At 70.8% G+C, this 18,501-nt stretch carries 17 protein-coding genes and 1 pseudogene; 12 read left to right on the top strand and 6 right to left on the bottom strand.

The genetic code is table 11. The annotated features are described in order from the left end of the window. Positions 1 to 244 precede the first annotated feature (244 nt). Positions 245 to 2,026, bottom strand: coding sequence for an ABC transporter ATP-binding protein (locus GV126_RS28690; RefSeq protein ID WP_159672175.1), 1,782 nt, complete (start codon positions 2,024 to 2,026; stop codon positions 245 to 247). Continuing rightward, positions 2,023 to 3,981: an ABC transporter ATP-binding protein gene (locus GV126_RS28695; RefSeq protein WP_159672177.1), complete on the bottom strand. Its 1,959-nt coding sequence runs from the start codon at positions 3,979 to 3,981 to the stop codon at positions 2,023 to 2,025. The genes GV126_RS28690 and GV126_RS28695 overlap by 4 nt, the downstream gene beginning before the upstream one ends. A gap of 648 nt (positions 3,982 to 4,629) precedes the next feature. Between GV126_RS28695 and GV126_RS28700 the strand changes: the two genes are divergently transcribed. Beyond that, positions 4,630 to 5,184 (top strand): L,D-transpeptidase family protein, encoded by a 555-nt coding sequence (locus GV126_RS28700; RefSeq protein ID WP_328707353.1) that lies wholly within the window; start codon positions 4,630 to 4,632, stop codon positions 5,182 to 5,184. Between the two features lie 505 nt (positions 5,185 to 5,689). On the opposite strand, the gene GV126_RS28705 is transcribed toward GV126_RS28700, so the two are convergent. Then, complete coding sequence (locus tag GV126_RS28705; RefSeq protein ID WP_159672181.1) at positions 5,690 to 6,145, bottom strand: MarR family winged helix-turn-helix transcriptional regulator; 456 nt, start codon at positions 6,143 to 6,145, stop codon at positions 5,690 to 5,692. Between the two features lie 142 nt (positions 6,146 to 6,287). Between GV126_RS28705 and GV126_RS28710 the strand changes: the two genes are divergently transcribed. Further along, on the top strand, positions 6,288 to 8,102 hold the full coding sequence (locus GV126_RS28710; protein WP_159672183.1) for an ABC transporter ATP-binding protein: 1,815 nt from the start codon (positions 6,288 to 6,290) through the stop codon (positions 8,100 to 8,102). Between the two features lie 247 nt (positions 8,103 to 8,349). Here the strand turns inward: GV126_RS28710 and GV126_RS28715 are convergent, their stop codons facing one another. After that, positions 8,350 to 9,429, bottom strand: a complete 1,080-nt coding sequence (locus GV126_RS28715) for an FAD-dependent oxidoreductase (protein ID WP_159672185.1) — start codon at positions 9,427 to 9,429, stop codon at positions 8,350 to 8,352. Between the two features lie 60 nt (positions 9,430 to 9,489). On the opposite strand from GV126_RS28715, the gene GV126_RS28720 reads away from it, so the two are divergent. From GV126_RS28720 to GV126_RS28730, 5 genes and pseudogenes are all read left to right on the top strand, one after another. Beyond that, complete coding sequence (locus tag GV126_RS28720; protein WP_159672188.1) at positions 9,490 to 9,912, top strand: secondary thiamine-phosphate synthase enzyme YjbQ; 423 nt, start codon at positions 9,490 to 9,492, stop codon at positions 9,910 to 9,912. Positions 9,913 to 9,999: 87 nt separating this feature from the next. After that, entirely contained in the window at positions 10,000 to 10,959 is a 960-nt protein-coding gene (locus GV126_RS36725; protein ID WP_236570145.1) for a recombinase family protein, read from the top strand. After that, positions 10,934 to 11,038: pseudogene (locus GV126_RS36730) on the top strand (hypothetical protein); the annotation flags it as partial. The gene GV126_RS36725 and the pseudogene GV126_RS36730, both read left to right, overlap by 26 nt. An 87-nt stretch (positions 11,039 to 11,125) precedes the next feature. After that, positions 11,126 to 11,515 (top strand): hypothetical protein, encoded by a 390-nt coding sequence (locus GV126_RS36735; RefSeq protein ID WP_236570146.1) that lies wholly within the window; start codon positions 11,126 to 11,128, stop codon positions 11,513 to 11,515. 909 nt (positions 11,516 to 12,424) lie between these two features. Further along, entirely contained in the window at positions 12,425 to 12,583 is a 159-nt protein-coding gene (locus GV126_RS28730) for a hypothetical protein (protein ID WP_159672190.1), read from the top strand. 204 nt (positions 12,584 to 12,787) lie between these two features. Here GV126_RS28730 and GV126_RS28735 read toward each other — a convergent pair whose 3' ends face one another. Then, the gene (locus GV126_RS28735; RefSeq protein ID WP_159672192.1) at positions 12,788 to 13,345 is read right to left on the bottom strand and encodes a GNAT family N-acetyltransferase; all 558 of its coding nucleotides are present in this window, start codon (positions 13,343 to 13,345) and stop codon (positions 12,788 to 12,790) included. Beyond that, positions 13,342 to 14,622, bottom strand: a complete 1,281-nt coding sequence (locus tag GV126_RS28740) for an NsdA family TPR-like regulatory protein (protein WP_159672194.1) — start codon at positions 14,620 to 14,622, stop codon at positions 13,342 to 13,344. The genes GV126_RS28735 and GV126_RS28740 overlap by 4 nt, the downstream gene beginning before the upstream one ends. A gap of 203 nt (positions 14,623 to 14,825) precedes the next feature. On the opposite strand from GV126_RS28740, the gene GV126_RS28745 reads away from it, so the two are divergent. The 5 genes from GV126_RS28745 (at position 14,826) to GV126_RS28765 (ending at position 18,447) form a co-directional block, all read left to right on the top strand. After that, positions 14,826 to 15,323 carry an ATP-binding protein gene (locus GV126_RS28745; protein WP_159672196.1) on the top strand — a complete coding sequence of 166 codons (498 nt, stop codon included), beginning with the start codon at positions 14,826 to 14,828 and terminating at the stop codon, positions 15,321 to 15,323. A gap of 26 nt (positions 15,324 to 15,349) precedes the next feature. After that, the gene (locus tag GV126_RS28750; protein ID WP_236570147.1) at positions 15,350 to 15,910 is read left to right on the top strand and encodes a hypothetical protein; all 561 of its coding nucleotides are present in this window, start codon (positions 15,350 to 15,352) and stop codon (positions 15,908 to 15,910) included. 121 nt (positions 15,911 to 16,031) lie between these two features. Continuing rightward, positions 16,032 to 16,478, top strand: coding sequence for a hypothetical protein (locus GV126_RS28755; protein WP_159672198.1), 447 nt, complete (start codon positions 16,032 to 16,034; stop codon positions 16,476 to 16,478). Positions 16,479 to 16,969: 491 nt separating this feature from the next. Continuing rightward, complete coding sequence (fxlM, locus tag GV126_RS28760; protein WP_159672200.1) at positions 16,970 to 18,202, top strand: methyltransferase, FxLD system; 1,233 nt, start codon at positions 16,970 to 16,972, stop codon at positions 18,200 to 18,202. Between the two features lie 50 nt (positions 18,203 to 18,252). After that, a complete protein-coding gene (locus GV126_RS28765) occupies positions 18,253 to 18,447 on the top strand; it encodes an FxLD family lanthipeptide (RefSeq protein ID WP_159672202.1) in 195 nt (64 codons plus the stop codon). The last annotated feature ends 54 nt before the right edge of the window (positions 18,448 to 18,501 follow it).

An 18,501-nucleotide genomic window follows, 5' to 3' on the forward strand; every position in this document is an offset into this window, starting at 1 on the left:
TCCCCCCGGGGGGGGGGGGCGGGTCCGGTTCCCCCCAGGGGGGGGGGCGGCCGGGGGGGGGGGGGCCGGGCTTTCCCCCCGGGGTCCCCGGGGGGGTCCCGGGGCGCCCCCCGGCCCCCTGCCGCTTCCCAGTTTCCCCCCCCTGTCCGGCCCCGCGCACGGGCCGGGGGGGGGGCGCCCCGGCCCGGGCGGCCCGCCGCGGGCCGAGGACGTTGCGACCGCCCCGGCCGCCCTCCCCTCGGCCTCAGCCGTGCCAGGAGCGCCACAGCGCCGCGTAGGCGCCGTCCGCGGCGACCAGCTCGTCGTGGCTGCCCAGCTCGCTGATGCGCCCCTGCTCGACCACCGCGATCACGTCCGCGTCGTGCGCGGTGTGGAGCCGGTGCGCGATGGCGACGACCGTACGGCCCGCGAGGACCCGGGCCAGGGACCGCTCCAGATGGCGGGCGGCCCGCGGGTCGAGCAGCGAGGTCGCCTCGTCCAGGACCAGGGTGTGCGGGTCGGCCAGGACCAGACGGGCCAGCGCGATCTGCTGGGCCTGGGCCGGGGTGAGCGCCGCGCCACCGGAGCCGACCTCGGTGTCCAGGCCGTCGTCGAGCGCGCGGGCCCAGCCGTCCGCGTCGACGGCACCGAGCGCCGCCCACAGCTCGGCGTCGGTCGCCTCCGGGCGGGCCAGCCGGAGGTTGTCGCGCAGGGAGCCGACGAAGACGTGGTGCTCCTGGTTGACCAGGGCGACGTGGGAACGCACGCCCTCGGCGGTCATCCGGGACAGCTCGGCGTCGCCGAGGGTGACCCGGCCGCTGCGGGGCGCGTAGATCCCGGCGAGCAGCCGGCCGAGCGTGGACTTGCCGGCGCCCGAGGATCCCACCAGGGCCAGCCGGGTGCCCGGCGTCACCCGCAGGGTCACCTCGCGCAGCACGTCGACGCCCTCCCGGTAGCCGAAGTGCACCGTGTCGGCGTGGACCTCCCGGCCCCGCGGAGCGAGCGAGGGGTCGCCTGCGTCCGGTTCGATGTCGCGGACGCCGACCAGCCGGGCCAGGGACACCTGCGCGACCTGCAACTCGTCGTACCAGCGCAGGATCAGCCCCACCGGGTCGACGAGCATCTGCGCGATGAGCGCACCGGTGGTCAGCTCCCCGACGGCGACCCAGCCGTGCAGGACGAACACGCCGCCGAGCAGCAGCACGGACGCGAGCACCGTCACGTGCGTGACGTTGATGACCGGGAACAGCACCGAGCGCAGCCACAGCGTGTAGCGCTCCCACGCCGTCCACTCCTTGATCCGGCGCTCCGACAGGGCGATGCGCCGGTCGCCGAGCCGGTGCGCCTCCACGGTGCGTCCGGCGTCGACCGTCTCGGCGAGCGCGGCGGCCACGGCGGCGTAGCCGGCGGCCTCCGAGCGGTAGGCGGACGGCGCCCGCCGGAAGTACCACCGGCAGCCGACGATCAGCAGCGGCAGGGCGAGCAGCACGGCCGCGGCCAGCGGCGGCGCCGTGACGACCAGGCCGCCCAGCAGCAGCGCCGCCCACACCACCCCGATCGCCAGCTGCGGCACGGCCTCGCGCATCGCGTTGGCGAGCCGGTCGATGTCGGTGGTGATGCGGGAGAGCAGATCGCCCGTGCCCGCCCGCTCCAGGACGCCCGGCGGCAGGCCGACCGACCGGACGAGGAAGTCCTCGCGCAGATCGGCCAGCATCCTCTCGCCGAGCATCGCCCCGCGCAGCCGCACCTCGCGGACGAACACCGCCTGCACGATCAACGCGAGGACGAACAGCGTGGCGGTGAGTCCCAGGCGGACACCCTCCGCACCGTCGGAGACCCGCTGGACCAGGCCGCCCAGCAGCCGGGGACCCGCCATGGAGGCGAGTACGGCGACCGTGTTGACGGTGACGAGAAGGACGAAGGCGCGGCGGTGACGGTGCAGCAGCTCCTTGACGTAGGCGCGTACGGTGGCGGGCGCGCCGACGGGCAGGGTGTTCGCCGTGGTCGGGGCCGCCGGGTCGTAGGCGGGGGGTGCCACGCCGATCATGCGGTCTCCTCCATCTCCTCCAGCGCACCCTTGAGGGCCGCCTCCTCCAGCACGTCGGTCCGCTCGGCCCTCTTCGCCCTCTCAGCCCCCTGGGTCTTGTGGGTCCTGTCCGTCCTGGCGCTTGCATCCGGCTGGTCGGCCCGGACGCGTTCCTCGTCCGTCTCGCGGGTCACCACCGCCCGGTACCGCGGTTCGCTGTGCACGAGGTCGCGGTGCGTTCCGACGGCCGCGACCGTGCCCTCATGGACCAGCACCACCTGGTCGGCCCGGTCCAGCAGCAGCGGTGAGGAGGTGAAGACCACCGTGGTTCGACCCGTGCGTACACTCCGCAGCCCCTGCGCGATCCGCGCCTCGGTGTGGGAGTCCACGGCCGAGGTCGGCTCGTCCAGGACGAGCACCTCCGGATCGGTGACGAGGGAGCGGGCGAGGGCGAGACGCTGCCGCTGCCCCCCGGAGAGGGACCGGCCGCGCTCGGTGATCGGGACGTCCATCGGATCGACGGTGTCCGGTGACCCCTGCGCCAGCGCGTCCAGAACGTCGTCGCACTGCGCCGCCGCCAGTGCCACATCGGCGGTCACGTCACCCGAGGCCGGCACGTCGAGCAGCTCGCGCAGCGAACCGGACAGCAGCACCGGGTCCTTGTCCTGGACCAGGACGACCGTACGGGCCAGGTCGAGCGGCAGTCCGTCGAGCGGGACGCCGCCCAGCAGCACGGACGCGCCCGGTTCGCCGGGGTGGCCGCCGAGCCGCTCCGCCAGACGGCCCGCGGCGTCCGGGTCCCCGCACACCACGGCGGTCAGGCGGCCCGCGGGCGCGTGCAGTCCGGTCGCGGGGTCGTACAGGTCACCGGACGGGAGCGACACAGCGGTCCGGGCCGCGCGGTCTCCACCGCCCGGTGCGTCAGGGCGTGCGCCGCCCGGCAGATCACCGCGTTCGCCGTCCTGTGCGGCCGGCGCCGTGGTCCGCTGCAGGGACAGCACCCGCGCCGTGCGCTGCGCCGACGGTCGGGAGAAGGAGTACGCCATGGCGATCTCCTGGAAGTGCTGCAGCGGATAGGTGAGGACCATCACCGAGCTGTAGACGGTGACGAGTTCTCCCACCGTGATCCGGCCCGTGCGGGCCAGATGCACGCCGTACCAGACGACCGCGATCAGCAGCAGACCCGGCAGAAGCACCTGGATGGCGGCGATCAGCGACCACATGCGGGCGCTGCGGACGGCGGCGTGCCGTACCTCCTGGGAGGCGCGGCGGTAGCGATCCAGGAACAGCTGCTCGCCGCCGATGCCGCGCAGCACGCGCAGTCCGGCCACGGTGTCGGAGGCCAGCTCGGTGGCGCGGCCGGCCTTCTCGCGCTGCAGGTCGGCACGGCGCGTGGCCCGGGGCAGCAGTGGCAGCACCGTCAGCGCCAGCGCGGGCAGGCCCACCGCCACGACCAGGCCGAGTGCGGGCTGGTAGACGACGAGGGCGACACACACCAGCATGATGGTGACCGCGGCCGCGGTGAACCGGGACACGGCTTCCACGAACCAGCCGATCTTCTCGACGTCACCCGTGGACACGGCCACCACCTCGCCCGCGGCGACCCGACGGGTCAGGACCGAGCCCAACTCGGCGGCCTTGCGGGCCAGCAGTTGCTGCACCCGCGCGGCGGCGGTGATCCAGTTCGTGACGGCGGTGCGGTGCAGGAAGGTGTCACCGAGAGCATTACCGGCGCACGCCAGCACCAACAGGCCGCCGGTGAGCGCCAGGCGCGCGCCGGAGCGGTCGAGGACCGCCTGGACGGCGAGGCCGACGCAGAAGGGCAGGGCGGAGACCGAGGCGAAGTGCAGCAGGCCCCAGGCCAGGGACTTCAGTTGCCCGCCGAGCTGGTTGCGCCCCAGCCACCACAGGAATCGGGGACCCGAGCGTGCGTCCGGCACGCCCGGGTCGGGATACGGAAGGTCTTGGATCTGCATGACGTCCCAGTGGCTCGTGTCAGCTCGTGTCAGGGGAGTGGCTCGTATCAGGGCGGATGCGGCGAAAAGGACGAGGGGTGCGGCGACAAGCCGTGACAGCGTCGCTGCGCGTGGTCGCGAAAAGCAAGCGGTTTTCACGTACAAGGAGGGGGTCGGCCGTTGGTGTTGCTCGGCGTCGCGCACTTGTGTGCCCCGCTGCCTCACTTGGACTTCGGTGTCCCGCAGGGTCGCTCGGACCTCGGTGTGCCCTGTCGGACACGCCGGTGTCAGCGCCCTGCCGGACGGTCTGCCCTGCCGGACGGTCCGCCCTGCCCGAGCGTCCGCCTCACCGGATCGCCCGACCCGCCGATCGCCGGGACCGACATGCCTGAGAGGTACCAAAGAGCAGCGGATAAGGCTGTTTGGACCAATCTCGATTAGATCGTCCCGCATCTCGATGCCCACCATGGACGCATGCGAAATGGCGGTGCAAGGCGTGCGATGGCCGCGGCGGCGGCCTGCGGTTTCCTGATGGCGGCTCTGGCTGCGTGCGGCGATACGCGGACCGAGGTCCGTCACGGAGACGTCCCCAGGCCGGGCGGTCCCTCGGGAACCGCCCGGCCCAGTTCTCCGGCGAAGCCGACCCGCATCCCGGGGGTCGGCGAGCGCATGTGGCAGCGGATTCCCCTGGGGACCCGCCAGATCGTCGCGGTGTACGGCGAGGGGGAGAACTCACCCGACTCCACGCTCGTGCTGTACGAGAAACAGGGGGACTCCTGGCAGGAGAACGGGAGTTGGCCCGCGCACAACGGCAAGCGCGGCTGGAGCGCCCACCACCGGGAGGGCGACGAGCGCACCCCCGTAGGGGTGTTCAGCCTCTCCGACGCCGGCGGACTCCTCGACGACCCGGGCGCCAAGCTCCCCTACACGCAGGACGAGGAGGCGTTCGAGACGCCGTACTACTGGGACGAGAACCACTGGCACGACTTCGACTACGTCATCGCCATCAACTACAACCGGGTGCCGGGCACCCGTCCGGACGACCCGACCCGCCCGCTGGGGCAGAAGAAGGGCGGCGGCATCTGGCTGCACCTGGACCACGGTGACGGCACGCTGGGGTGCGTCAGCGTTCCGGGATCGGCGATGAGGTACCTGCTGCGCACGCTCGACCCCGAGAGCCGGCCCGTGGTGGTGATGGGGGACAAGGCCAGCCTGCGGGCCTGAGATCCGTCCGTCCGGCCGCATCCGGCGAAGCGCTCACAGCACCGCGGACTGGGTGCCGACTTCCGCGGGCCGGCGCCGTCGGCGCGGTGCCGACCGCCTCGGCCGGGCGGCAGCTCCGGCGCGGTCGGTCCGTTACCGGTGGCGTCCGGCACCTCCAGCACTGTCGGTCCGTCACCGGGTGGCCTCGGTCCGGCACCTCCAGCGCCGTCGGTCCGTTACCGGTGGCCTCCGTCCGGTACCTCCAGCGCCGTCGGTCCGTTACCGGTGGCCTCCGTCCGGTACCTCCAGCGCCGTCGGTCCGTTACCGGTGGCCTCGGTCCGGCACATCCAGCGCCGTCGGTCCGTTATCCGGTGGCCTCCGTCCGGCGCATCCAACACCGGCGGGCCAGTGCGGCCGTCTCAGGGCTGCGCCGTCGGGCGAGTGCGGCGTCTCGGTGCAGCAGCGTCGGGCCGGTGCCGAGCCGTCTCGGTGCAGCGCTGCCGCTCCGATGGTTCCCGTCGTGCCTCAGCAGTGCCGTTCCTGTGCCGGTGCCGCGCTGACCAGGGTGTCCAACAACCCGCCGAGCGTCTCGCGCTGTTCGCCCGTCAGGGGCGCGAGGATCTCCTCGGCGGCGGCCCGGCGCGCGTGGTGCAGCGCGCGCAGCGTCGCACGGCCGTCATCGGTCAACTCGATGCGGATCACCCGGCGGTTGGCCGGGTCGGGGACCCGGCGCACCTTGCCGCTCGTCTCCAGCCCGTCCACGAGCGTGGTCACCGCGCGCGGCACGACCTCCAGGGCCTGCGCGAGATCGGCCATGCGAGGCGGCTCGCCGAAGTGCGCCAGCGTGCGCAGCAGCCGGGACTGGGCGGGCGTGATGCCCAGGGCGTGCTCCTCCAGATGGCGCTTCTGGATGCGGTGCAGCCGGCGGGTGAGCCGGAGCAGTTGCTCGGCGAGGAGGCCGTCGGAGTCGGGGCTGGTCATGCGGGAACCATATCAGGACCACGCTCATTGTGAGTATAGGTAACAATGAGCTAGGATCCCTGTGTCAGCCGCCGTGCGTCCGCGCCGCGCCCCGCCGACGCCGCCGTTAACGCCCGGCGCCCACCCACCTCCGTAGGAGCCCATGCACCCCGACCGCCAACCCTCCTGGACCCCGCCGCCGGACGCCAAGGACCAGCCCCGGCAGGTCCGCCGCATCCTGCGGCTGTTCCGGCCCTACCGGGGCCGCCTCGCGGTCGTCGGCCTGCTGGTCGGCGCCGCCTCGCTGGTCTCCGTGGCCACGCCCTTCCTGCTGAAGGAAACCCTCGACGTCGCGATCCCCCAGGGCCGCACCGGGCTGCTCACCGTGCTCGCCGCGGGCATGATCCTCAGCGCCGTGCTCACCAGCGTCTTCGGTGTCCTGCAGACCCTGATCTCCACGACCGTGGGCCAGCGCGTCATGCACGACCTGCGCACCGCCGTCTACGGGCGCCTGCAGCGCATGTCGCTCGCCTTCTTCACCCGCACCCGCACCGGCGAGGTGCAGTCCCGCATCGCCAACGACATCGGCGGCATGCAGGCCACCGTCACCTCCACCGCCACCTCCCTGGTCTCCAACCTCACCAGCGTGGTGGCCACGATCGTCGCGATGGTGGCCCTGGACTGGCGGCTGACGATCGTCTCGCTGCTTCTGCTGCCGGTGTTCGTGTGGATCAGCCGCCGGGTCGGCAACGAGCGCAAGAAGATCACCACACAGCGTCAGAAGCAGATGGCGGCGATGGCCGCCACCGTCACCGAGTCGCTGTCCGTCAGCGGCATCCTGCTCGGCCGCACCATGGGCCGCTCCGACTCGCTGACCGCGTCCTTCGCTGAGGAGTCCGAACGCCTGGTCGACCTCGAGGTGCGGTCCAACATGGCCGGGCGCTGGCGCATGGCGGTCATCACCATCGTCATGGCCGCCATGCCGGCCGTCATCTACTGGACCGCGGGGCTGGCCCTGCAGTTCGGCGGGCCGAAGGTCTCCATCGGCACCATCGTCGCCTTCGTCTCGCTCCAGCAGGGCCTGTTCCGGCCGACCGTGAGCCTGCTGTCGACCGGCGTGCAGATCCAGACCTCGCTGGCGCTGTTCCAGCGCATCTTCGAATACCTGGACCTGCCGATCGACATCACCGAGCGCGAGCGGCCCGTCCACCTCGACCAGGTCAAGGGAGAGGTCCGGTTCGAGAACGTCACCTTCCGCTATGACGGCAAGGACGACGGCGAGGGCGCCCCCATCCTCGACGGCATCGACCTCACCGTCCCGGCCGGCGGCAGCCTCGCGATCGTCGGCCCGACCGGCGCCGGCAAGTCCACGCTCGGCTACCTGGTGCCCCGGCTGTACGACGTGACCGGCGGCCGCGTCACCCTCGACGGGGTCGACGTGCGCGACCTGGACTTCGACACCCTCGCCCGCGCGGTCGGCGTGGTCTCCCAGGAGACGTACCTCTTCCACGCCTCCGTCGCCGACAACCTGCGCTTCGCCAAGCCAGACGCCACCGACGAGGAACTTCAGGCGGCGGCGCGCGCGGCCCAGATCCACGACCACATCGCGGCCCTGCCCGACGGCTACGACACCGTCGTCGGCGAGCGCGGCCACCGCTTCTCCGGAGGCGAGAAGCAGCGCCTGGCGATCGCCCGCACCATCCTGCGCGACCCGCCGGTCCTCATCCTCGACGAGGCCACCAGCGCGCTGGACACCCGTACGGAGGCCGCCGTGCAGGAGGCCATCGACGCCCTGTCCGCCAACCGGACCACCCTCACGATCGCGCACCGCCTGTCCACCGTCCGCGGCGCCGACCAGATCGTCGTCCTCGACTCCGGGCGCGTGGCCGAGCGCGGCACCCACGAGGAACTGCTGGAACTGGGCGGGCGCTACGCGGCGCTGGTCCGCCGCGACGCCCGGCTCGAACCGACGAAGTGACCACGGCCCGCCGACGAACCGACGCGAGCCGACGACGCGCGACGCTTGCGCCGTAACCCCTACACCGCGGCCTCAGCGCCACGGCTCCTGCGCCGGAGGGCCTGCGCTCCGAGCCCGGCGCCTGCTCATCCCAGGCCCCGTACCTCCCAGCCCCGGTTGTTCGCAGGCCCCAGGGTCGGTCAGGCCCTCGGCTCGGTCAGGCTCCCGGGTCGGTCAGGCCCTCGGCTCGGTCAGGCCCCGGCTCTTCTCAGGCCGCGACGGCCGGCTGTGCGGCCAGCAGGCGCCGGAGGTCACGGACGGCCGCGCGCCCGGCCCGGTTGGCGCCGATGGTGCTCGCCGAGGGGCCGTAGCCGACCAGATGGATCCGTGGATCGGCGACCGCCCGGGTCCCCTCGACGCGGATGCCGCCGCCCGGCTCGCGCAGCCTGAGCGGTGCCAGATGGTCGAGCGCGGCCCGGAACCCGGTCGCCCAAAGGATGACGTCGGCCGGCACATGGCGCCCGTCCCGCCACTCCACCCCGTCCGGGGTGATCCGGTCGAACATGGGCTGCCGGTCCAGGGTCCCGTCCTCCAGCCCCCGCCGGACGGCGTCGTTCAGCGGCAGACCGGTGACCGAGACGACGCTGCGCGGCGGCAGCCCCTGCCGCACCCGTTCCTCCACCAGCGCGACCGCGGCCCGGCCGGCGTCCTCGTCGAACGGACCCTCACGGAAGACCGGCGGCCTGCGGGTCACCCAGGTGGTCGCGGCCGCGTACGGCGCCAGCTCCAGCAGATGCTGCGTTCCGGACGCGCCCCCGCCGACCACGACGACCCGCTGCCCGGCGAACTCCTGCGGCCCCGCGTACTGCGCGGTGTGCAGCTGGCGCCCGCGGAAGGTCTCCTGCCCGGGGTAGCGGGGCCAGAACGGCCGGTCCCAGGTGCCGGTCGCGTTGATCAGCGCCCGCGTCGACCACGCCCCGTCCGAGGTCTCCACCAGCAGCCGCCCCCCGGCCCCTTCCCGCACGGCCCGCACGTGCACCGGTCGGCGCACCCGAAGATCGAACGCCCGCTCGTACGCGGCGAAGTACGCGCCGACGACCTCCGACGACGGCCGCGCCGGGTCCGCGCCCGTCAGTTCCATCCCCGGCAGGGCGTGCATCCCGTGCACCTTGCCGTACGTCAACGAGGGCCACCGGAACTGCCAGGCGCCACCGGGGCCGGGGGAGCGGTCGAGCACCACGAAGTCGCGTCCCGGCTGCGAGCCGGTGCGGCGCAGGTGATAGGCGGCGGACAACCCGGCCTGCCCGGCGCCCACGACGACCACGTCCACCTCACGTGTGCTGTTCACGTCATCCAGCAACCGCGGGGCGGACGCGTATCTTCCCGGGGATCGAGCAGGATAGGACGCATGCCACACGCTTTCACGACCCGAGTGCTGAACGTCGCCTCCGGCTCACAGGAGAGGGTCGTCGACCTCACCCGCGACTGCGAGTCCTTCCTGCGGGAGACGGCCGACGGCCGTGACGGCCTGCTGAACCTCTTCGTGCCGCACGCGACGGCCGGCATCGCGATCATCGAGACCGGCGCCGGCAGCGACGACGACCTCCTCGCCGCCCTGCACACCCTGCTCCCCGCGGACGACCGCTGGCAGCACCGCCACGGCAGCCCCGGCCACGGCCGCGACCACGTCCTGCCCGCCCTCGTCGCCCCGCACGCCACCATCCCGGTTCTCGGCGGCCGGCTGGAACTGGGCACATGGCAGTCGGTGTGCCTGGTGGACACCAACATCTCCAATGTCAACCGTCAGGTTCGACTGAGCTTCTTGGCCTGACCAAGATCGCTCCCGGAGGTCCGGCCGCCAATTCTCCGTACTCTGCACCCGCGAACGGAGAGCACATTGCACGGTACGGACCTGAGCGTGATCGAACGACCCTACGACGGATGTGGCAAGTGCCTGCTCGGTGTGCGGCGACTGTCCCGTGTGAAGCTGGCCACATCCTCCCCTGAGCGCCAGCGCGAGGACGTGTTGACAGCCGCTGCGTCTGTCGGTGCCCACATCATCGGCTGGGCCGACGACTGGGAGGTTTCGGGCGCCACCGACCCGATGACGCGTCCGAAGCTGGGCCCCTGGCTCCGTGACGAGCGGGGGCCTTACGACGGTCTCGTCGCCGCGGCGGTGGACCGCCTCGGCCGCAACGTGGTCGACTGCCTCAACACCGGCTACAAGATGCGGGACGAGAAGAAGCTGCTCGTCACCTATGGGCACGAGGGCCCGTGGGACCTGGACGATCCGGCTGACGAGAACCGCTTCACGATGGAAGCGTGGGGCGCCCAGATGGAGCTCCGCGCGATCCAGCGCCGCAATCGCGATGCCACGGTCAAGACCCGGGCCGCCGGCCGCCCGAAGGGCAAGCCTTCCTACGGATTCCGCTACGTGCGGGAGGTGATGGGAGGCAAGGTCGACCGCGTCGAACTACACCCGCACGCTTCGCACGTCATACGCGAGGTCGCCCGCCGTATCCTGGCGGACCCGGACAATGTGACGCCCAGCAGTGAAGCCGCCCGCCTGAACCGCTCGGGGGAGCCGTCGCCTGCCGACCACCTGGCGGTGATGTACGGCAAGCCGGCAGGAGGACGGCCGTGGCAGCCGACGAGCTTGAAGAACATCCTCCTGTCCGAGGCGGCGCTGGGATACCTGATGCACCGCGGCAAGCCGGTGCTCGACAAGGAGGGCAATCCGGTACGCCTCTGCGAGGGGCTGTGGGACCGCGCCACCCATGAGGCCCTGAAGAAGGCGAGGCCGCAGGCCGTTTGGAACGAGGCACTCGAACCGTGCCTATCTGCTGACGGGGATCCTTCTCTGCGGGCAGTGCCATAACAGGGTCTACACCCAAACATCGAAGGATGCGCCACCGCGCTACGCGTGTACCGCGCGGAACAAGGGATGGTTCCGTGCCCAACACTGCCGTCCGGCGCCCCTCATCCGTGCGCACCTCCTTGACACCCAGGTTGAAGAGTGGTTCCTGAAAAGGTTCGGTGACGGTTTGATCTACGAGACGGTTTACGACCCGGGGAACGGAATCCCGGAGCGTATCGCCGAGGCCCGAGCCAGCCGTGAACGGTTGCGTGCTGACCGTGAGGCGGGGTTGTACGACTCTCCGGACGACGCGGCCTGGTTCCGTGAGCGTTATGCCGCCTTGGGACGAGAGTTGGCGGCCCTCGAGGCCGAGCCGCAGCGTGCGCCCGGGATGGTCCGGCGGCCGACTGGCGAGACCGTGGCAGATCGCTGGTTCGGAGCGCCGGATGTCCAGGCGCGTAAGGAAATCCTCATCGACTTCGGTGTCCGGGTGACTCTCTTTCCTGCCAATGCTCCGGTGCGTTGGGTGCCTGGTTTCATGTACGGGCCAGAACGGAACCCGACTGCAGTGTTGTAGCCGTTGACTCGTACGGGGTGACCCGCTGCACGGATCCCCCCGCGCGGTCGCATACTACGAAAGCTCGGCACAACCAAACGCATGCTCGGGGTAAGAATCGCTGCGTTGCACGTAGTCAACAGAAAAGGCGATGCAAAGTGGTCGTGGTGGCTGAGCGAGAACTGCGTGGTCTTGCAGTGGCGGAACTAACTGCGGAGATCCAGAGCCTTAACCGCACGGTCACCAGCACAGCGTGGAAGATAAGCTCGCGAGAATGTGCCGTGGACGCGGCCATCGCCGAGGCTCTGCCATCGGAGCGACTCAAGGGGGCCACAGCTAGCGGCGACTATGTTCGGACGGTCCTGACTGATGAGATAGCGGTTAAGATAGATAGTGCGGAGTATGTTCGGAACCGTCTCGTGCTCATGAACGGTGAAGAGGTTGAACACGTTCGTGACGGGAGCAGGTGCCTGAGTCCGAGGCGTGAGGCGGGACGTACGTGCGGATGCTCTTCCAGCGCTTTCCAGCGTAAGGCGTTGGCTCGCTCGGGGGTCGGGCCAAGTCCCGATGTGCTGGTGCTCTTTAGGCTGCTTGGCGCACCACAGGTCGGGCCAGTTCTGCTGCGGTCCACATCATGGGACCTTTGCTTCTCCCTGCGTGGTCTTCTGCTTAATCAGAAATGGGAGTCAGGTCCCATCGAGGCGTGTATTAAATTGCAGCGGGAATTGCTGAGGACTCGCTCAGGGCTGGAGGTTTTCTTGGTGAAACAGGTCATCGAGTGTGGGGGAGCTGCGAGTCCAGAGAACTTCCACGCTGTGGGGCGCGGAAGGTGGCAGGGTTCTCATCCTTCGTCCGGATGACACGGGACAACCGCGCCCCTGACGCCGTCCCTTCGGAGTGTGATGCGGAGCTGTAACGCTCAAGGGACCAGTGAAGCCGACAGTCCCCGCACGAGTGCACGCCCAGTACCTGGACGTCGGCCACCTGCACCCGGCGCACTTCTGCTACCCGATCACCGACGGGAGCGCTGCCAGCATCCTGCCGCTGCTCAGCTGCCGGCATACCTGCGGGTCCTGCAACCTCGCCTGAGAAAGGGCTTCTGAGCTGCAGCGGACGTCCTTTCCGATCTTTCAGGCGCTTGCCGCGTCAGGCGGCGGAAAGTCCCTGAAAAGTCCCACGGCCCGAGGGCAGCTGCCACCTCAAGAAGCCTCGGGATCGAGGGTGCTTTGCGGTGGTGTGCTTGGGGCTGGGGGCCGGTGCTCCCGCAAGTGCGCCCCTGGTGGTTCAGGATGGTCAGGCCGCTCCTTCCCCCGTCGGACGGATCATCGCCGTCAGGATCGGAGAGTCCGGAGAGGGGTGGCTGACGCCGATGCTCCAGTAGCCCCAGGACTCGTACAGTCTCTGCACCTTGCCGTCGCCGGCGGCCGGGTTCACCATGAGCGTCGCGTACGGCTGCGCGGTGTGGGCGGCCAGGAGCGTGTCGTGGAGGCGCTTCGCGGTGCCGGTCTTCCGCCACGGCACGCGTACACCGAGTTCCTTCACGGCTATGGCCGGGCGGTCTGTGTACTGGGCGGGCGGGTTCGGCTTGATCCGCTTCCACCACCGGTCGTCCGACTCGATCACGTTGCCGTAGACGTAGCCGATCGGCTCCCCGGCTTCGGTGTAGGCGAGGACGGCGAACCATCCGGGGTCACCGCCGTGCCGGTCCAGGCGCTCCGTGAAGGCGGGCACGGCGTAGTTGGGCAGGTGCAGCAGCTCCGCCCGGACGTCGCTGTAGACGGCGATCAGGTCGTCCCGTGCCGGTGCGAGGTCGGTGAAAGTTCGAAGGCTGATCGTCTGGGCCGTCGTCATGCGACTTTCCCCCAGGTGGCTCGAGCGTAGTCGGTCCAGGTCTCTGCAGCGGTGCTCTTCGGGGCGATGGTGTTCAGGCGGGCGCCGAAGTCGTTGAGCATCAGCGCGACCCGCGGGTGCTGTGTGGCGGCGTCGGTTGCCACCGACATCGCGGTCGCCGTGGCCTCCTCGATGGCGCCTTGCTCCAGTTGTGCACGGGCCAGGCGGCTGGTGGTGATGGCCTTCGAGCGCCGCATGTGGGGACGCAGTCCGGCCAGGCAGCGGTAGGCGTGGTATTCGGCCTTCTCCCAGTCGCCGAGCGCGCTGTACGCGGACAGGGCGAGGGAGTCCAGTTCCGCCTGGTCGTAGAAGGCGTTCAGCCAGACCGGCCGGTACTCGCCAGGGTCCGCTCGGTCCATGGCGTCCTGCGCCTCGTCGTACGCGCGGCGCGTCCCGACCGGGTCGCCGGCCGCGCCCTGAATGGCCATCTGCCTGGCCAGACCGAGGGAGGCGAACATGGGGTCGCGGCGGTTGATGTGGAGACTGCGGGCCACGTTGTTCGCGGCCAAAGCCTGTGCGGGGCGTCCCATGTGCCGGTACATCGTCCCGGCGTGGCTCCAGATCCGAAACTTGATCGCGGGGTCGCCGGACATCTCAGCCAGAGCCTGGGCCTCCCGCATGTGCTGGACCGCGATGTCGAAGCGCCGGCCGTCGATCGCTGCCCACATCGCGGAGGAGCGGAAGGCGGCGGCACAGCCGTAAAGGTGTTTGCGCACTCGCTCGGTGGCGCTGCCCGATTCCTGCAGAGCCAAGGCGCTGCCGGCCAGGGTAGAGGCGTGCTTCTCGATGTTCAGCTGTCCGCCGTGGCGGTGGTCGCTGGCGACGACGTCGGTGAACCGCTGCTGGAGGCGTTCGACATCGCTCATGCCGATACGGCGGGGAGCGCTGTTCGCGGGCGCTGCCGCGGCCAGGGCAGAGGCGGCGACGCCGGAGACGAAGAGGCGGCGTTTCATGGGGTCCTCCTGCTGGGGAGCCGGATCCTGTGTCGACCGGCCCCGTGGCACGAACCCCAAAGCGGTGGCGGGCAACCCGGTGACCAGCTCCAACGCCGCGCGCGTGGCCGACTTCGGCCACCGGACCCGGCCGGCCTTCCAGTCACGCACCGATGAGCCGTCGAGTCCGCCAGGCTTCCCGGTCAGTGTTTCGAGAGCCTGGTTCACCGCCTCTGCTAGGGAGTTGGAGCTGTGGCCGTGCTCGTCCATCCACGCTTCGAGTGTTCTGTTGCGCGTGGGTTTCATGCACGCACCGTAGCGTCGGCGAGCCGCACCGTCAGGTAATGCATTGGTCAAATGGCCCTAGGGTCTGCGGTCGGACGAGTCCCGGGTCGCCCTAACCCGACTGCAGCTCGGCGGCGTTAGCTGGTTGCACGCCGGCGGAGCGAACGGCCGCAACCGGCGTCTGCGTAGGAGCAGGACCGAGCACAGAACAAGGGAGTCCTCACGTGAACCCGCCACCGCAGCGCAGCGACAGGGCCGCGAACGACGCGGCTCCGATCGAGGGCCGGGAGGAGCGGCCTTGGTACTCCTTTGAGACTCCGCTGCTGGCGAGCAATGCTGCAGGGCCCAACGCCCGGTTGCGCGTGCGTCCGCGGCTCACCGAGGCCCGCTGGTCGGGGAACATCGACGTCGCGGCCCGGATCGCGCACCAGCTCACCGACAACGCCGTGCGGCACGGTCGACCGTTTCACAACGGCTGTGTGGTGCTGCGCCTGACGGTGCTCAACAGCGACCAGCTGCTCATCGAGGTGGACGACGCCCTGCCGGAGTTCCCCGGCTTCGAGGAAGTGACCGGGTCGGACCACCAGACCGGCCGGGGCCTGTGGTGGGTACGGCACTACCGGGGCCGGCTCACCTGGCAGCCGAAGACCGACACGGACGGCACGGTCGTCGGCAAGACGGTACGTGCCCAGCTTCCCGTCGGCTGGGGTGAGACCGCGTGATCGGGACGCGGCTCCCTCGTCGGCTCGTGGAGACGGACCGCAGGCGGCCCGAGGTGGCGCCCGTCGGGTTCACCCCGACCAGCGAGACAATCGACCCCGCGACCGTCGCCTCTGACATGGGCGACCTCGCGGCCAGGGCGCGCAGCCTGATGGCCCTCCAGGAACAGCGGGTGCTCCAGCTCCCGCTCGGCGGAGGGTTCTTCGACATCGTCGTCACGGCGAGCGGTCCCGAGGGGTACGCGGCGGTGAAGCTGATGGACGAGATCCAGCGCACCGACGGGGACCGGCCCGACGCGTGCGGGCCGGTGATCGAGGACCCGGAGCGGTCGTGGCTGATCTGGCTCGTCCCTCCGGGCACCAGTGCCGAGTGGGCGCCGCACCGCTATGCGGCCTGTCTCGGCCGGCCGTACCACGTGGCTCTGCCGCCCATGGCCGTGACGGAGCCGCCCGGCCCGTACTGGCTGCGGCCCTGCCGCGGTGACCGGCTCGTCCCGCCGAAGGCATTGCGGGACCTGCTGGAGCAGTTCCGGCCCGAGCCCGCGCCGCACGAGACGCTTCTCGGTGAGGTACTGGGCACCATCTCCTGATCTCCGCGTGCGGCGCGCGTTTTCCCCCGTGGCGTGCGCTGCACGCGGTTCCTGCCCCTGCCGCCGAGGACGACTGACCTGGCTCCCCCTCGGCGGCAGGGCCCGACCGCAAGGACCTGATATGACCACTCATCCCATCGCCCGGGCGCGCGCGGCCCGCCTGGAAGCTCTGCGCGGGGAGTACATGACCGAGGTCATCAACGGTGCTCGCCGCCGGGGTCGTCAGGTGCGTGTCGCCCCGTACGTCCTCGCTGAACCGGGCCCCGCGCGCGCAGCGGATCTCGACACGATCGCCCGGTACGCGCGGCAGCAGGACTGGCAGGTGACCAGGAGCACGTTCGCGGACATCGGGCAGCCGCCTCCGCTCGCGCAGCGGTCCGGGTTCGGCGCGGCCTGCCGGTACGCCGCTCAGGGCTTCGCGCACGGCATCCTCGCCATCGCCCGGCCGGCCATCACCACCGACGACGACGCCTACCTGGAGATCCTGGAGTTCCTTCACGCGCGCGGCGTCTTCCTCGCCTACTTGCCCGCCGCGGGACAGTCGCTGCCCGACGGCCGTTCTTCCTGAGTCACTTCGCAAGCTCCGCCAGCGCGGGCCAGTACGGTCACGCCGGGCGCAGTCAGCCGTTCAGCGGTACCGGACGCCCCGCTCGGACTACTGGACGGCCCCGGGTGCGGCACCTGTACCGCAGGGTCCCCTGCTGGCGGACCGGGTGCCGCACCACACCCACATGACGCCGACGTACCAGCCACGCCCGGTCGATGCCCGGAAGGCGAACCCCGCACCTGAGAGGACGGCATGCGCAGCGCCTGGAAGCAGCCTCCGGTCTACGACCGGATCGCCCAGAACACCATCGACTGATTCCTACCCGGAACTCGGTGAACGCCCCCGGGGGCGCGGCGCCCACCAGTGATGTGGGTCAGCCAGTGCTCTGCCGGGTCCCCGACTTGACCGTGAGGGTTGTGCGGCGACGAGAACGCAGTGCGTTCGCCGATAGCCTCCCGGCCCACCGGCACGCCTGTGCCGGCTCCCTGAACACTTACGAGCGAAGGAAGTTCATGACCAACGCGACCGTCGAGCCCGAGGCGACCCGTCTGCGGAACAAGGTGGTGGACGAGCTGTGTGCGGACGGCACGATCTCCTCTCCGGAGATCGAAGCGGCCATGCGCAAGGTGCCCCGCCACCAGTTCACCCCCGACGCCCCGCTGGACAAGGCGTACGACACGTACGCTGCCGTGATCACGAAGACCGACGAGTACGGCGTGCAGCTCAGCTCGGTCTCCGCACCGCAGATCCAGGCCATGATGCTGGAGCAGGCCAAGGTGCGGCCCGGGATGCGGGTGCTGGAGATCGGCTCGGGCGGGCTGAACGCCGCCTACCTCGCCGAACTCGTCGGTGTGGACGGGCAGGTCGTCACCGTGGACATCGACCCCGCCGTCACCGACCGCGCGTCGCGGCTGCTGGAGGAGCACGGCTACCACAGGGTTCGCGTCGTCACCGCCGACGCGGCCGAGCCGATCCCCGGTCTCGGTGAGGTCGACGTGGTCATGGTGACCGCCGGCGCGTGGGACATCGCCCCGGCGTGGATCGCGCAGCTCAAGCAGGGCGGCCGACTCGTGGTGCCGCTGCGGATGCGCGGGCTGACCCGGTCGGTCGCCTTCACCCAGGTCACGGGTGAGCACGGCACCTACCTGGAGAGCGAGTCGGCGCGGATCTGCGGCTTCGTCCCGATGCAGGGCTCCACCGCCCACCGAGAGGAGCTTCTCCTCGTCAACGGCACCCCGGAGATCGGGCTCAAGTTCGATGACGGCCTGCCGGCCGACCCGCACCGGCTCGACAACGCCGTCACGACACCGCGCCACGAGCTGTGGACCGGCGTCACCGTTGGCGTCCAAGAACTCATCGACACCCTCCAGATGGCGATGGCGATCAGCCTGCCGGGGTTCTGCACGATGGCCGTCGATGAAGACCTGGACACGGGCCTGGTCGCCCCCGTGAACAAGCGGTTCGCCCTCGCCGCCGTCGAGGACGACTCCTTTGCCTACCTCGTCACCCGCCGCACCGAGGACAACAAGCACGTCGAGTACGGCGTGCACGCTCTCGGCCCGCACGCCAAGCAGCTCGCCGACAAGATCGCCGACGTGCTCCGCGACTGGAAGGCCAACCGGCGCGGTGGCCCCAGCCCGGTCATCCGGGTCTATCCGGCCGGCACCCCCGATGAGCAGATCCCGGCCGACCGGGTCATCGACAAGGTGCACAGCCGGATCTCACTCTCCTGGCCGACGGCGTAACGCCGCAGCCAGGTAGTCCCGCACCATCCCCGCAACAGAAAGGAATGGTCATGACGAGCGCCACTTTGGCCCCGCCTGCCCAGCTGGCGGACCTGGACGACGACGGCTTTGCGCCTCTGGACGTGAAGGTCGTCATCGCCGAGCACCCGCACGGCAAGCTCATGTGCTCCACGGGTGACGGCTGCGGCAGCACCTGCGCCACCAATGCGTCGGCGTGCAGCTCGTTCATCGAGGACCCGGCCTGATCCAGGCCGTCCCTCACCGGTGGGCCGGGCGAAGCGCTGCGCCCGGCCCACCGG

It is taken from the genome of Streptomyces mexicanus, from assembly GCF_902506575.1.
In the GTDB taxonomy this organism is placed as follows: Bacteria; Actinomycetota; Actinomycetes; order Streptomycetales; family Streptomycetaceae; genus Streptomyces; species Streptomyces mexicanus.